This is a genomic window from Deltaproteobacteria bacterium (assembly GCA_016210045.1).
Taxonomy (GTDB): domain Bacteria; phylum UBA10199; class UBA10199.
The window spans coordinates 119,567-135,001 of the sequence record JACQUX010000024.1; the positions used below are offsets into that span (position 1 = coordinate 119,567).

Genomic DNA, 15,435 nt, shown 5'->3' on the forward strand with positions numbered 1-15,435 from the left:
GAGCGAAGCGAATACGCGATATTATGTAGATCCCAACGACCGCGCATAGGCCCGCAGCGCCGCTTGTTGCCCAGCATCGAACGGCTGCGCCAGCAACGTCGCGACTCGTGCCGTCAACACGTCACGATGCGGTCGCAACGCACGCTGCTCGCCGATGAGCTGATCAATCACAACTCCATAGAACCGCTCTTTACGCGCGCGGACCGTTGCATTCACGACCTGCTCGCTGGCCGTGCACAGCAACGCGGCCGTCAGTCTTGATTGCGCGCGCAATGCCGCCGCCAGTTCTCCGACGATCGCCATCAACAGACTGCGTCGCACTCGCACCGTCTGCGTTGGGAATTGCGTCTCCAGATATTCGGCAATGCCTTGCAGCAAACCGACATCCTGCTCCAACTCCTCCGACACCGTGTCCGCCGCTAAAAAGGCCTCGAATGCCCGCCCATCGATTCCGTACAATGCCGGATACAATGCCTCCCAGCCGAAGAGATCGAACGCCAAATACCGTGCGCCGCTCGCCGCCGTCAGTGCGACGTCGGTCTCCGTCGTCAACGTGCGCCACACCGCAAAGGCCGGCTGGAGGATTTGGGTCAAGAACGTGCGAGACACCGAACCGCCTGATGCTGTAGCCGACTGTCCTTTGGCCTGCGCCCGATGTGCCCCGGCGAGGCGCAACAGGAATGGCTCAAGATCAATCACCGCCTCACTCGCACTCGGTCCGACGACTGCAATCGCCGGCAACGATGGATCGTCGACGTCTTCCATCGTGACCAAGCGCCCATCGCGCGCCGTTTGGCAATATTGAAACAGCGTCCAACTCATTCCCAACAGCGAGTCGGCAGCGAGTCCGTCCGGCAGTGTCACACGCACCGGCACCGGTCGCGGGATGGCCACTGGCTCAGGCTCCACCGCCCGAGGCACAGGCAGATCCATCGACGCCAACGCACGACTCGCGACGCCGATCCCAGTTCCAAACAACCCGACCGCCGACCGTTGCGCACCACCGCCGAAACTCGGAGCCCCATCACGCCCCCCAACCGCAACCGCGCCCAACGTGCGCGGGACGGCGACTGATTCCTGATGCGCCGATCCACGCGACACCGCTCCAGCCCCGCCCGGCGTCGTGCCACCCGCCCGACGCGCCCATTGCGACGCATAGCCACTACCGACTGTTCGACCCCGCATCATATGCATGACTCCCGTATTACTTTTTCCGTAAATGTAAGAACCGCGACAACGCAAAAAACAGAAACACCACAATTTCCCGCGCCCGGGCACGCAATCCGATTTGCAACCTCGGCAGTCGCTGCACCACCGGCACACTCGACAGCCGCCGCGACCCGCTCTCCATGCGCAGCACTTCGAGCGGCGTCGCGAAGCGAAACGCCTGCCGCCATCCGAGCTGTGGCGGCCGCGGCCCGCGTGACCACGTAGCCGATGGCAACATCCGCCACCCTTCCCCACGCCCCCGCACCCGCAACGCCCGCATCAATGCACTCGATCGCATTCCCGCTTCACTCCGCGGCGGCACCCGCCCGACTCCTGCCATATCTGCACCCCTTCTCCGAGATCCCTCTGCGCTCTTTATATATCGCCTCCTCGCCACAGAAGTTGCTAACAATCTGCCTTCATTGATGAGAAAGTGTTGGAAAAAATGGCGCAGGTCAGCGTCGCAGTTGATGGCACCCAAGGCGCGGGGCCCTCATCACTGCGGCCCTGAGTGCGGATGGGCAATTCGTGCCCTTTCGTTCTATGGTCAGGAACCTGACGACATGAGATACGAACGGAGTTGCCGACGCCTTGCTGAGTCGCAATCCGCTGTGGTCGGCCCTAACGCCCTAAACCGGGATGGATTCCACCACTACAACTTCGCCTTAATCTTCTTCCAGCCGGCGATCCAGCCTTCCCAGGCTTTACACTCAACGTCAGTGAAGCAGGTGCAGGGGTCAAACGCCCAACCGCCGCCGCCGGGACCACAGGGGGTTTCGTCGCAATTATCGCCGGCCCCGTCGCCGTCGGAGTCCTTTTGGTTGTTGTTAATGAACGGACAATTGTCGCAGGCATCGCCAAACGCATCCGGTTTGAAGTCTTGTGGAATGACCTCCGAACCGGTCGGTTGGTCCGAGTTCTTTTGGTCCAGATTCGCTTTCTGCTTACAGTTGTCGATCTGATCCGGGACCTTGTCCCCATCCACGTCGATGAAATCGAAATCGCAGGCGTTCCCTTTCTTATCGCCATCGAGATCTTCTTGGCCGGGGTTCGCCGTCATCGGGCAATTGTCGCACGCGGATTCCAACTGATCTCCGTCGGGATCGCTGCTGTCGTTGAGCGCCACGGTCGGACACGGGTCGCACGCGTCACCACGGCCGTCGCCGTCACCGTCTTTTTGCATCGGGTTGGCAATGTCCGCACAGTTATCGTGCGGTGCGTATTGCCCCTTCACCAACGCCCAATCGAGGACGCCGTCTTCGTCTTGATCCCCGCAGGCGCAGCCAAGATAGTTGCCGCACAGTTCCTGATCCGGGTTTGCGGTCGTCGGACAGTTATCGTCGTGATCAAAAATACCATCGCCGTCGCTATCCCGTGGCTTGAACCCGTAGACCACACTATTCTGCGCGTCTTCGGAGGCACTCACGATGTACTGTTCCTCGCAGGCATCGCCGATATTGTCTTTGTTTTCGTCGCGCTGATCGAGATTGGCAGTCATCGGGCAATTGTCCCGGATGGCCGGGGAGCCGACCTCGTTATAGCCATAAATACCAAACTCCTCGCTACAAACGCCGTCTCTGTCTTGATCAAGACAGAGACAGACAAATGCTGTCCCACCTTCCACTTGATTCCCTGGCTCGCCACAAGACATGTCCACGACCGCACAATCGGAATCGGGATAATCGTCGATCCTCTCGCTCAACGTTGGAGTCAGATCCATAGTGCCGCCTCCAGCCTTCGCATACGTGAAGGCGGAGGTCGGTCCACTCTCGGAATATGCCTTGAACAGCTCGTCGAAGGCGATACTCGTCCGTTTGCGCCCCGTGACTCGGTAATAGATTGCAGCGGCCTTGGCGGCATTACCGGCAACGGTATCTCCAAAATATCCTGAGATGGCATTCGGTTCCATCAGGGCCGGACCGCACGCCGAACAGACACACGGATCCGTCGCGTCGGGCAGGCCGTCGTGATCGTGGTCTTGCGGCATCAGCGGCATGATCGTGACAATGTTGCCGAGTCCAGGCCACCATGCAAAACCGCCCGGCGTCTCGCCGTCGGTGCGACCGCCCGGCGTGCGGCCGCGGTCATCGCCGCCGATCGGACGTCCACCACTCGGTCCCGGCACGGTGACATCGCCACGCGCGGTCGGCTGGGCGGCACGGCCCGGACCGATCGGCGTGTCGTCGCCGACGCCATCAGTCGGGGGCGGCAAGAAATCCCCGCCCGGAATCGTGACATCCGGCCCGATCCCCACGACCGGCGGCTTCGCCACGCTCGCAATCTGTTGTGGGATGCTCAAATCGACGATCCCGTGCGCCACGTCGACGCCTAAGATTTTTGGCGGGATCAGACATCGTTGCTGCAGCGGCGGCTTGATCCCGATTGGCGCGTCCAGCAGTCCGGCACAGTACCCAAGGCTTGCGTTTTGATTCTTATATATGACGTCGAAACAGGCCCGGTCGAAGGCGTCGTCGGTTTCTTGAAAACCGACCAATTTGTACGCGCATCCGTGGATATCTTGCACCGTTTGGCACGGTCGCAGTCGCACGACCGTACCGTCGCTCTTCAGACTGCCGGTGGCTGCACATTTCCCCGGCACCACCGCAGCGGTCGCCCAAGCCAGGTGCGAGCATGTCAGCAGCAATCCGGCAATCACGAGAGACGCGGTCAATCGACGCATGAGGCCTCCATGGATGGAAAACAGTCAATCCGCCCTTGTGATGGATGCAGCATAGCAGGAACATCCGGCCCGCGACAATTTTTTTCCGAGCCTGCGTTCTATTTATTCGATCGTTTCCGTCATCCCCAGGAAGGCTTGGACGCGGGCGTAGCCGTCGTCGGTCGGTTTGGCGTGCTTGAGGTACTGCTGCCACGTAGCGCGCGCGGCCTCCGCATTTTGTTGACCTTGAAATTGAACCATCCCCTTGAAGAGCAGCGCCTCCAGGTGTTTCGGGTCTTTCGCCAATACGCGGTCGAATTGGGTCATGGCTTGATCGGCTTGGCCGCTGGCGAACAACGCCATCGCCAGATGGACGCGCGATTCCAGCCGTTCCGGGTCCTGTTTCAGCGCATTGTGCGCGACTTCGAAGACTTGCTCGAAGTTGCGTTGTTGCAGATATAAATGACCGAGCCGATCGAGGGCAGCCACGTCTTTGGCATTTTTCGCCACGCGCGCCTCCAGTTGGGCGACTTCTTCCGCATTGACCTTGCCGATCGCGCCACCCGCCGCGGCGTCGGCCCCGACCGGCGGATGTCCCGGCGGCAGACCTGCGGGCGACATGCCACCTTCACCGGCACTGCCAGGGCCCATGGCCGCCGCCATGTCGGGCCGCGGAGTGATTCCGCTCAGCAACGTGACCACGACGCCGCCGACGAACGCCACGAGAAACAGTCCCAGCGAGAGCTGTGACAATGCGCGGGCCTTTTCGGCGTGCCCGCGTTGTTTTTCCCGTCGATCGAGGATCGCCAACACAATCGCCGCACCCAGTAATGCAGCGACAGCGATAAATCCCAATGTGGTTCCTGAAAAGGTCATGGTGTCTCCTTCCGACTCCGCCGTGCCATCACAATGATCGCGATGCCACCGCCCAGCAGCAACGTGGCCGGGAACAGCCAGATGATCAAGTTCATTCCCTCCGCTCGCGGCTGCAACATCGCCCACTCGCCATATCGCGCCACAAAACCTTCCAAGATCGCCGCGTCGCTCTTCCCTGCCACGACGTCGTCGCGGATTACGGCCATCATCTCTCGCGCCATTTCAGACGGCGAATCGGCGATCGACGTGCCGCGACAAATCGGACAACGGATCTGCCCCCCCAACTGCTGCACCCGATCCTCCGGATCCATTGGTGCCGGTGCACATGCCGCTAGCGAGATGAGGAAGAGGAGCAGTAAGATGAACAACGGTGACTGGTGGCTGGTGACTGGTGACTCGTGGTCCGTTCCCCAGCCACCAGTCACCAGCCACCAGTCACCGCTTTTCCGTGAATTACTATTCATGCAACAACTCCTCGATGCGCGCTGCGGCCACGTCGGGCGTCAACGCGCCAGCGTGTTTGTGGCGGACGATGCCATGGGCGTCGATGAAATAGGTCTCCGGTACGCCGGACACGCCGTAATCGATTGCGGTGCGCAGTTCCGGGTCGAGCAACACCGGCGCGGCCTCGCCGAATTGTTGCAAAAACCGCGTCGCGTTAGCGGCCGTGTCGGAATACAGCACGGAATAGAGCTGCACGCCTTGTGCCGCATAGATCCGCTGCAATTGGCGCAAGACTTGGTGTTCTTGCGCGCACGTTCCGCACCACGTCGACCAGAAATTCAGGACTAACGGCTTGCCATGCAGCGCTTGCAACGCGATCGGCGCGGCGGCATCGCCGTTCAGCAGCGGCAACGCAAACGCAGGCGCCCGCTGCCCCACGAGCGCCGACGGCAATACGCGCGGATCGCGGCTGAGACCGAAATAGAGCAGCCCGATCGCTGGGACCACGATGGCGAAAAAAACAATGACGCGTTTCATACCGCATCCTCGGCACGCTTTAGTCTAGCAAAGCAACAGCTCAATACGCCGCCACACATCGCCACGACGCCGCCGATCCAGATCCAGACCACGCCCGGCATCGTGATGGTCCGCATCGCCACCGCGGAACCGTCTTTCTCGAAGTGGATCGGGGCCAGATAGATGTCGCGCACTAACGTGGAACGGATCGCCGGTGTCGCGATCGGTTCGCGGGAACTGGGATAGTAATTGAGTTGCGGCGTCATCTGTCCCAGCGAGCGCTCGCCACGCATGACCGAGACCATCGCTCGCACTTCGAAGCGTTGCGGCGTCTCGCGCGCCTCGACGCGTTCTAACGTAAACGCAAAATTTCCAAGCAGCGCGGAGGTCCCGGGTTGCAACGTGAGTTCGCGTTCCTGTTTATAGACGGCCGAAAACGCGACGCCGACGATGACGAGCAGGATGCCGAAATGCGCGACAAACCCAGCATAGCGACGCGGTTGCTCCCGCAGCAGACGGAGCAGCGAACGTTGCCGCAACTGTTGCACCACTTCGACGGCCATGACGACCGCGGCCACGGTGCAGGCGAAGACCACGAAGAGGACGCCGGCATGCCGCACGTGATTGAACGCTGCCACCACGCACGCGACACCGCCGCAGAGGATCGGCACTCCCAACGTACGCGCCACGGCGCGCGGTTCGCCGCGCCGCCATGGGGTGGCCAGTCCGACATTCAGCAGCAACAACAGCAACGCGGTCAGCGGCACCGTCATTTGATTGAAATACGGTTCGCCGACGGAGATCCGCGCGCCACGCACCGCCTCGACCGCTAACGGATAGAGCGTCCCGAGGAAGACGACGAAGCAGAAGCTGATCAGCAGGAGATTATTAAAGAGGAACAGGACTTCGAGGCTGAACAGGTGTTCAATCTGTCGCGGTTGGCGAAACAGCGGCCCGCGCCATAACAACAATGCGACCGAAACAATGAGCGTCACGCCGATGAAGCCTAAGAACAGCGGACCGATGCCCGATTCGGTGAACGAATGCACGCTTTCCAAGACGCCGCTCCGAGTCAGAAATGTTCCGAGCACGGTCAGCAGAAACGTGATAATCGCGAGCGCCAAATTCCAGACCGGCAGCAAGCGCCGCCGTTCCTGGACAATCAGCGAGTGGACTAACGCAGTGGCCGACAACCACGGCATGAAGCTGGCGTTTTCCACCGGATCCCAGGCCCAATAGCCGCCCCAACCGAGCACGGCGTACGACCACCACGCGCCTAACATGATCGCGAGGGTCAGAAACGACCACGTCAGGATGGTCCAACGACGGCAACGTTGCAGCCACATGCCCGACGTGTCGCCATCGATGAGGGCCGCCACGGCGCACGCGAAAGGAATCGTGAAGCCGATATACCCGAGATAGAGAAACGGCGGATGGATCGCCATCAGCCAATGGTTTTGTAACAACGGGTTGGGGCCCGGACCATCGGTCGGGAGCGGCGTGACCGGAACGAACGGATTGGCGGGCCCGGCCAACACCACCAAGAAAAAGAGCTGGACGGCCAGCAACGTGATGCCAACCCACGCGGCGAAACGGAGCGGTGTGGCACGATTGCGATACGTCCACGCGGCGCTATAGGCGCACAGCACCCATCCCCAAAAGAGGATCGACCCTTCGAGTGAACTCCAGAGTGAAATGGCGCTCACCCATCGTGGCGTCGCCCGACTCCCGACGTGGGCCACGTAACTGACGGAGAAGTCGTTGGTGAGCAAGGCGCGCACCATCGCGAGCGTGGCGATGGTCAGCAAAATGAACGTGGCATAGACGGTCGCGCGCCCGAACGCGGCAGCATTATCAGAGTCCGCACGTCGTGCGGCGACGAAAAAGAGCATCCCCATCAGACAGAGCGCCGCGGCCGCGATGACGCAAATACTCCCGAGTGTGGCGGTTGCGAGGATCATGGCTGCGGCGCCGTTTCTGCCTGGCCCGCCGGCTGATGGATCGATTTATAGAGTTCTTGTGGCATCTCTCCCTCGTCCGGCGGTCGGTATTCATTGCCGTGCTTCACCATCAGACGTTCGGCGCGAAAATGGCCGTCCGCCTCCAGCGCGCCTTCAACGACCACGCCCATCTCCTCTTGAAACATCTCCGGCGGCGCCTTGGTGGTCACAACCGGAATTTGCGTGGCGGTGTCGGTCACTAAGAAGGTCAACACATTCGCATTGAATTGAATGCTCCCTTTCGCGACCATGCCACCCAGCCGGACGGAATTCCCGACCGCTGCGGCGCCTTTGGCTTGCAGCTCCGTCGGCGAGACGAAGTAGACCAAGTTTTGTTCCAGACCACCCCACAACACATAGCCCAGCCCGCCGCCGATCAGCGCGATGAGTAAGAGGGTAAACAACGTTCGTTTGAGGTTCATAGTTGCTCACTTTATGTGGTGGCTAGTGACTGGTGACTCGTGGTCCGTTCCCCAGCCACCAGTCACCAGTCACTAGTCACCCTTTTCCCCCTCCGCCACAGACTCACCCCATAGAGCCCGAGGATGCCCCAAACAACCGCATATGCGGCAATGACGTATGGCCAACCACCGTGGATGGGACCGTTCATAGACTCTCCTGGATGCGCGCCACTGGTGGCGGCGCGAATCGGGCCGCTTCTCCGGCGGCGCGGCGTTGTGCGAGGCGCGTGCGGGCGATCACGAAGACGATCGCGACGGCCAACATCGCGAATGCGCCCAAGCGCAGACCGTAGACCATTTGCGGGTCCATGGTGCTCGGACTCGATTGCACTTGGTGGAGGCTCCGCCACCACTTCACGGACAGATAGACGATCGGCACGTTCAAGAAGACCAGCAGTCCGACACCGGCAGAGACTTTGGCGCGGCGCTCCGGATCGTCCATGAGTTGGCGCAGCACTAAGTAGCCCGTATACAATATGCACATCAGCGCGGTCGTGGTGAGGCGCGGATCCCACGTCCACCATACGCCCCACGTCGGCTTGCCCCAAATGGAGCCGAGCGTCAACGCAAGTGCGGTGAAGACGACGCCGACTTCTGCCGTGGCCTCCGCGACATGATCCCACGCCGCGCGGCGTTGCAGCAGATAGCCGATCGAGACAATGAAGTTGGTAAAATAGCAGAGCAACGCCATCCAGGCCGCGGGGACATGGACGTAGAGGATACGATAGACATCCCCCATCAGCCGATCCGCCGGGGCCTGCGTGAGTCCCCAATAGTTTGCGTACGCCAACGCGCTGAATGCGACGACGACGCCCATTCGAAATTTCATAATGAATCTCCTTCTCACCCACTCTCAAACAACGTTCCCGCACAGAGCAGCGCGCCGACGCCTAATACCAGATCGTAGACGGCAAGCAACCGCAGCCACGCGATTTGTTGCCCGAACGGGTCGGGGCTCATCGCAAACTGCGTCGCATGCACGGCCGCCAGCAGCAACGGGACCATCATCGGGAACAGCAGCAACGGCAACAGCACTTGGCCTTCCCGCACTCGCGCCGTCAATCCCGCATAAAACGTGCCGACGCCGGCGATCCCAATCGTGCCCAGCGCCAACACGCTGACCAAGCGCCAGCTCAGTGTCACGTCGAACAAGACGGCCATCGGGAGCAACAACGTGACCCCAACCACGAACAGCAACACGAGATGGGCCAACACCTTCCCGACAAACAGGAGCCGCGGGTCCACACCGGTCAGCAACAGCCCCTCCCACTGCCCCGCCACCATTTCACGGCGAAAAGAATGCTCCAACGTCAGGATCGCCGTAAAAAAGATCGCGAGCCAAAAAAGTCCCGCAGCGATCCGCCGTGCGACGTCCGGATCGACACTCAACGCGAAGCTGAACAGTAATAACAGCATCAGGCCGAACAGCACGACGGAGAGGAGATGATGCACTTCGCGGAGCTCCACGAGCACGTCTTTATATAGCAATGCCAGCAACGTGCGACCGATACGCGTCATCGGGCCTCCACCGGTCTGGCGCCCGCCACGGAGGCTTCATGCAGACTTCCGGCGCGTACGTGCACGACCCGATCGGCGTGGCGCAACACCTCGGCATGGTCGTGGCTCGCAATCAGCAGCGTCGCCCCGCGCGCCCGCCATTCGGCAATCAGCGCGTCGAGCAACGCCCGACCTGCGGTATCTAATGTAGGATGGGGTTCATCCATCAGCACCAACTCCGGCTCCTCTCCCAAACAGAGCCGCGCCAACGCCACGCGCTTTTGCATCCCTTCCGACAGCGCCGCGGTCGCCAGTGATCGGACCGCCTCCAGCCCAAACCGTTCCAACAGCGCCGCAATCGCACGGTCGCCATCCGCCGCGCCCATGCCAGTCAACGTGGCCATCAGGCGGAGTTGTTCGGTCACGGTCAATGCCCCATAAAGTTGTTTTTCGTGACTCAAAAAGCGGAGTCGTCGCCGAATGGCCACGCGCGCGGTGTCGGTGGAGAGGCCAAACACACGCACCACGCCCGCCGACGGAGACAACAAGGTCGCGATTAATTTTAACAATGTCGATTTTCCTGAACCGTTCCCCCCGAACAGGGCCACGACTTCGCCACGCCGCACGACCAAATCGGCATGCGCCAAGACCCAATGCGTCCCGAATCGCTTACCGAGATCCGCAAGCTCAATCACCAACTGCGAAGAATGTGGAAGTGTCACGACGTTGCCGATCATTCAGTAGTGCCCAATTATTCCGGACATGACCACACCACCATGTTTCCGCTCAGGTTGTCGAATGAAAAAAATACAGACGGCGCGAGGGACGAAACACCTCGCGCCGTCTGCCCAGCAACATCTCCGCTTAGCGCAACGTCGCGTTCGGGTAATCGGTCTTATACGTGGTCGAACTGCTGTCGCCTTCCACCAAAATGCTGACCGCCTTGTACGTTTCCTGCAACACTTGCACCGTGTACGCCGCGTTGTGAATCCCGAGACTGCCGTCCCGCACCACGCTGTTGTAGTTCCAGACCGCGCGCCGCATCGTTGCGCTCGCGTCGAGGAAGTTGCACTGTTGATAATCGTCACGCGTCAGCCCGGCCTTCACGTTGGTACACGACCCCGTCCCAGCGGCCGGCTTACAGGAAGTCGAGGTAAAGCCGCTGCAACTCCCCGTCCAACCGAGCGCGCCGACGGTAATCACACCACTCGACTCCGTGGTTCCTATGTTCGTATTCGTCGACGTCGTGGACTGATTAATATTCGCCGTGTCGAGCGCCTTCAACTTCGTCGAGACGTTCAGCAACAATCCCTTCACTTCGTCTTGCACGCCTTCTTGGCTCCCGTCGCCGTCGTAGTCGGCCCGCGCGGTGCGATTGATCTCGGTCAGCGAAGAGTGACACGCGGTACACGCACTGACCAGCTCCAACTCGCCGGCACTCTCCGACTCCGATTCGCCCTCTTCCTCGCCGCTCCCGGCCAAGTGGCCGATGCTATGCCCGGTGCGCAGTTTGAACGCGTGGCCGCCGAGATGCTGGAAGCCTTCGGCCGTATTCGTGGGACCAGTCGCCATATGGCAGGTGATGCATTTGTCGTTGGTCGAAGACAACGTCGTATCGCCCGTGACGCCGGCCAACGTGAACGATGACGACGTGTGGAACGAGTTCTCATCCAGCGTCAGGTCGTTGGTGCCGTCGCCATTCAGATCGGCAATGGCCTGCTTCCCTTCCAGCATCGGCGACTGGACATTGTAATGGTACCCGCCGCGCCAATATTCCGCTGCGGTCTGGGCATGCGTCGTGCATTTCGTATTCCCGGAGTCGCTGGACCCGGTGATCCCGTCCGCGTCGGTGTCGCAATCATATTCGTCGTGCGAATAATTCCCGTCGTGACACGTGTAACAAACGGCGGCCTTGCCGGCATCGACCGTGGAGCCGTCGGCAACCATCGTCACGTTGCCCGCGCGGCGCAACTGCTTGGCATTCGCCGCGCTATGCGGGTCGTGACACGCGGCGCAAGTGATACCGGGGAACGCGCCGGTTTCGGTGACTGCCGCGATGCCTTCATCACCCTCTTCCACATAGCCGATGAAACCCTGGGCCGCGTGGCATCGCACGCAGCCGGTATTCGATACCCAGTAACTCTGATACGCGCCGCTCCCATGCACGACGCCGGTCGAATTATGGGCGGAATTGATCCACTCCGCTTCCTGCTGATGGCACTGCCCGCAGACCCCATACTGCGACGCCGAATATTTGGTCCGCAACGGATCGCCGGTATGTTGGTCTCCGGGACCGTGGCAGTTCTCGCACTGCACGTTCGCGAGTTTTGCCACGGTCGCGTATTGCGAAGTGAACTCGCTGAACGTCATCCCGGCCTCGGGGAACGTCAACCCGGCCGTCGAGGCCAAGTCGTCGAAGCCGCTGTTACTCGCGTCGTCGTTGTATCCGACGGTATGATACTCCCAGAGATACGGCGTCGGCGCCAACGTGTCGTAGCTATCGACCGAATTTTCGAACTTGGCCGCATGCACGGTGGCCGCCCATCCGGTCGCAACATCCGGCTCGACCGTGCCGTCGTGACAGTTCGCGCACTGCGGCGAAACGGCGGTCGTGCCGCCGACGGTCCCGACGCCCACCCAACTCCCCGCGTTGATCTGGATGCTGCCGGACGCGCTCGCCGAGGTGCTGGTATAAGTCACGGTATACAAACCGGCCACATCGGGCACGAACTTCGGCAGCTCGACCGTCGACGTCGTCGCACCGCTATCCATAAACGTTGCCGAGGATCCGGACGGGCGACTTAAGCTCCACGACCAATCCGTAATCGCCGTGGCCGGCGCCTTCAAACTCGGACCCGAAAGGATCACGCTCGTCCCGAGACCGACATTCGGCAAACCGGACGTCGTGTGAATCTCGCTGCCGCTATCTTGCAAATGGACCGTGAAGACTTCTTTATCCGTATTGCCCGAACTATCGGTGACTGTGAGCAAGAAGACTAATTTCAGATCGTCCCGCGAGATCGGGAGGAGTTGCCATTTGAATTGATCGCTGCCGGTCAACGACAGGAAATTCACGTAGGTCGGCGCGGTAAAGCTGAGCGTCGCGGAGGCCGCTCCACCCGTTGCAGTCGCGCTCGGACCGCTGATTTGTTCCCACGCGTACGAGGCCACGCTCCCTTGACTGGTCTCCGCTGACAGTGCTGCGGAGTTTCCCAAATCAACGACATATTCCGTCGCCCCGAAACGCGTCCGCGTACTGACGCCGGATCCCGCAGCCACCGTCGCCACGACCGACTTCGCCGTGATCGTGACCGAGTCGGTACTCGCGCCGCTGTTCAGCGAGAGTTGCACGACATAGCTGCCGACCACATCGGGAACGAAGGTAGGCGTAAGCGAATCCGCGCCACTCAGCGCCGCGCTCGAGCCACTGGGGCTGGACGTGAAGCTCCAGGCCGGCGTCGCGCCCGCGGTACTCCCGCTCCCATCCAACGTGACCGTGGCCCCGAGCAGCGCGTCTTGGTCCGCACCGGCGCTGGCCGTCACGCTTCCGCTGCTCCCGCCGCTGCTGCCGGTCCCGGTGTCGCTGGTGCCCGAGTCACAGGCGCCGAGCCATATCCCGGCCAACAACAGCACCATGGTGTGGAGGCTTGCACGGTAGATGGTTCGTTTCATAAATCCTCCCTTTGACATTACTGTGTATGACACGTGGTGCACTGTTGCCCGTTGTCCGCATGGCGCAGCGGGGTGTGACATTGACGGCAATTGGCATTCGCCCCGTGGAGCGCGTTCAGCGGCCGCGTCGGCGCGGTGGCGTGCGACGGCGCGCTCGCATGGCACACGGCGCAATTTTGGGCGCCCGCGGAGCTGAGCGGCCAGTGACAATTCAGACAATGTTGATTGCTCGACGACCCCCACGCGGCCGTGTGGGTGATCGGCGCGGTATTCGCATGGCAGCGTTGGCAGAAATCGGCGCCGCGATGGCAGCTGAAACAACGCGTCCGATCCAACACGGACGTCACGGCGTGCCCCTTCACGCGCCACCATTCGGTGTGGTCGCGCGGCGCCTCTTGCTGATGGCACGTGCTGCAGTGGGACTCGTTGTGGCACACCAGACAAGTCGAGTCGGTCTTCAGGCCGGACTGCCGGATCCAGTTCCCATGGTCCTTTTCCCACGCGGAGTCGTGGCCCTGCGGCCTCGTGGCGCGCGAGCGGCCGTCGTCGTGGCACTCGCTGCAGGCCTGGTCTTTCGCAACCGCCGGATGCGAAACCCGACCCGATTCACACTGCTTCACCCCAAGGGTCAGCGGCAAGAGTCCGACGAGCAGGAGTGCGAAGCGTCGCATTAAAATCTCCAGAGCACACGGGTGTCGACCGTGTGAAAATTGCTGACCGCATTATGTTCGAATTCGTAACCGAGCCGCGCTTCCAAGTGTTTCCCCATCCGCGCCCGCACGCGCGCGAAGACCGTTTGGACATCGGCCGATTCGTCGCCCGCGAAGACGTTGTAGCGATACAGATAATACGCCGTCCCGGCGGAGAGGCGCACTTTGCGGTCCGCCAATTCCTGCGAGACCGTGAACGTGCCGCCGAAGTTGTTGTTCTTCAGCGTGCTGTCGGCACCGTGATAGTAGTCACCGGTCGCGGTAAGACTCATGCCGTGGATTGGCGCATCCGTCGTCGTCAGTGAAAGGAAGCCGCGTTGATAGCCGTGATTGAATGCCGAGCCGGCTTGGGTGTCGTCCAACGCGCGCATGCCGCCGCCGGCGTCGATCGCAAAATGTTCGCCGAATCCCTTATGCGCGGTCAGCGTGCCTTCGGTGTACGGGACCAAGAGTCCCGAAAATCCGTACGCGTCCAACTCGATCACGCGGAACGCGTAGCCTTTGAGCAGTCGATAGACGTCGCCACGGACATGGAACTGTCGATCGGGGAGCCGAAACACGACCGATCCGCCGACATCGCGGACGTCGTCGGAGAAGCTGGTGAAGCGCGACGCAAGCGAGAGATACGGCTTCGGGTCCCACCAGATCGACGCGCCCATTAAATGATCCGCTTGGTCGCCGCTCGCAGCCCGAAAACCGGAGACGGAGTCTTTGACATAGACGTAATCGGCGCGGACACGCAGATTCGCACGCGGGTCCCATTGCAGCGCGCCGCCCGCCAACCAATCGCCCCAATCGAATCCCATCTGATTTTCGAATTGGTGGACCGGCACGCCGCCGAACGCATACGCAGTGACCCCGGCGAACGGTTTCGATTCCAGATGCACGCCGTCGAAGTACAGCGATTCGAATTCGAAACGGTGTTGCCGGCCGAACCGCAATTGCGCCACCGGTCCCAATTGGTTGGCCGTCAGATAGGCGTAATAGAGCCGCCCCACGCCCGTGCTGGAAAAACTGTCGTAGACGCCGCGAAATGTGCGGTCGGTGCCGACGCCGTTCAAGTCGAGCAGGAGACCGCCGAGAAAGGAACCCGAGAGGCGATCGGCCGACGCGTTCCCGACATCGAGCGTCAGCGTCGACTCCAAGTCGTGGTCATACGCGCCACTCCCCTGCCGCAGCTTGTAGTGATTACTCCAATTGCCACTGAGTGTGGGGGCCGCGACCGCGACCGAACTCGAGAGTCCGAGCAGACATCCGATGCAGATCAGATAAACCAGCCGACGTGCCACATCTCCCCCAGGGGCACCCCACTACTGGGGCAGTTTTTATTGCAAGAGCATGGCAAGCTATATGACGGGCAGCGGACGCATGCATGATTTCTATTTGTTTGG

General features: G+C 61.2%; 14 protein-coding genes. All 14 read right to left on the reverse strand.

From position 1 onward, the window contains the following. Nucleotides 1-21 precede the first annotated feature (21 nt). The 14 genes from HY696_08190 to HY696_08255 all read right to left on the reverse strand — a co-directional run bounded on the left by HY696_08190 (nucleotide 22) and on the right by HY696_08255 (nucleotide 15,333). Nucleotides 22-1,188, reverse strand: coding sequence for a hypothetical protein (locus tag HY696_08190; GenBank protein ID MBI4238380.1), 1,167 nt, complete (start codon nucleotides 1,186-1,188; stop codon nucleotides 22-24). A gap of 16 nt (nucleotides 1,189-1,204) precedes the next feature. Next, nucleotides 1,205-1,549, reverse strand: coding sequence for a hypothetical protein (locus tag HY696_08195; protein MBI4238381.1), 345 nt, complete (start codon nucleotides 1,547-1,549; stop codon nucleotides 1,205-1,207). A gap of 312 nt (nucleotides 1,550-1,861) precedes the next feature. Next, nucleotides 1,862-3,889 carry a thrombospondin type 3 repeat-containing protein gene (locus HY696_08200; GenBank protein ID MBI4238382.1) on the reverse strand — a complete coding sequence of 676 codons (2,028 nt, stop codon included), beginning with the start codon at nucleotides 3,887-3,889 and terminating at the stop codon, nucleotides 1,862-1,864. A gap of 102 nt (nucleotides 3,890-3,991) precedes the next feature. Continuing rightward, nucleotides 3,992-4,744: a tetratricopeptide repeat protein gene (locus HY696_08205; protein ID MBI4238383.1), complete on the reverse strand. Its 753-nt coding sequence runs from the start codon at nucleotides 4,742-4,744 to the stop codon at nucleotides 3,992-3,994. Further along, nucleotides 4,741-5,208 carry a cytochrome c-type biogenesis protein CcmH gene (locus tag HY696_08210; protein ID MBI4238384.1) on the reverse strand — a complete coding sequence of 156 codons (468 nt, stop codon included), beginning with the start codon at nucleotides 5,206-5,208 and terminating at the stop codon, nucleotides 4,741-4,743. Before HY696_08210 ends, HY696_08205 begins: the two co-directional genes overlap by 4 nt. Then, nucleotides 5,201-5,725 (reverse strand): redoxin family protein, encoded by a 525-nt coding sequence (locus HY696_08215; GenBank protein ID MBI4238385.1) that lies wholly within the window; start codon nucleotides 5,723-5,725, stop codon nucleotides 5,201-5,203. The genes HY696_08210 and HY696_08215 overlap by 8 nt, the downstream gene beginning before the upstream one ends. Then, nucleotides 5,722-7,665 carry a heme lyase CcmF/NrfE family subunit gene (locus HY696_08220; GenBank protein MBI4238386.1) on the reverse strand — a complete coding sequence of 648 codons (1,944 nt, stop codon included), beginning with the start codon at nucleotides 7,663-7,665 and terminating at the stop codon, nucleotides 5,722-5,724. Before HY696_08220 ends, HY696_08215 begins: the two co-directional genes overlap by 4 nt. Continuing rightward, a complete protein-coding gene (locus tag HY696_08225) occupies nucleotides 7,662-8,126 on the reverse strand; it encodes a cytochrome c maturation protein CcmE (GenBank protein MBI4238387.1) in 465 nt (154 codons plus the stop codon). Before HY696_08225 ends, HY696_08220 begins: the two co-directional genes overlap by 4 nt. Nucleotides 8,127-8,310: 184 nt before the next feature. Beyond that, entirely contained in the window at nucleotides 8,311-8,994 is a 684-nt protein-coding gene (gene ccsA, locus HY696_08230; protein MBI4238388.1) for a cytochrome c biogenesis protein CcsA, read from the reverse strand. A 14-nt stretch (nucleotides 8,995-9,008) separates the two neighbouring features. After that, on the reverse strand, nucleotides 9,009-9,683 hold the full coding sequence (locus tag HY696_08235; GenBank protein ID MBI4238389.1) for a heme exporter protein CcmB: 675 nt from the start codon (nucleotides 9,681-9,683) through the stop codon (nucleotides 9,009-9,011). Then, nucleotides 9,680-10,399, reverse strand: coding sequence for an ABC transporter ATP-binding protein (locus HY696_08240; GenBank protein MBI4238390.1), 720 nt, complete (start codon nucleotides 10,397-10,399; stop codon nucleotides 9,680-9,682). Before HY696_08240 ends, HY696_08235 begins: the two co-directional genes overlap by 4 nt. Before the next feature lie 127 nt (nucleotides 10,400-10,526). After that, entirely contained in the window at nucleotides 10,527-13,334 is a 2,808-nt protein-coding gene (locus HY696_08245; protein MBI4238391.1) for a hypothetical protein, read from the reverse strand. 17 nt (nucleotides 13,335-13,351) lie between these two features. Next, nucleotides 13,352-14,005, reverse strand: coding sequence for a hypothetical protein (locus HY696_08250; GenBank protein ID MBI4238392.1), 654 nt, complete (start codon nucleotides 14,003-14,005; stop codon nucleotides 13,352-13,354). Next, the gene (locus tag HY696_08255) at nucleotides 14,005-15,333 is read right to left on the reverse strand and encodes a hypothetical protein (GenBank protein ID MBI4238393.1); all 1,329 of its coding nucleotides are present in this window, start codon (nucleotides 15,331-15,333) and stop codon (nucleotides 14,005-14,007) included. The genes HY696_08250 and HY696_08255 overlap by 1 nt, the downstream gene beginning before the upstream one ends. Nucleotides 15,334-15,435: the final 102 nt, after the last annotated feature.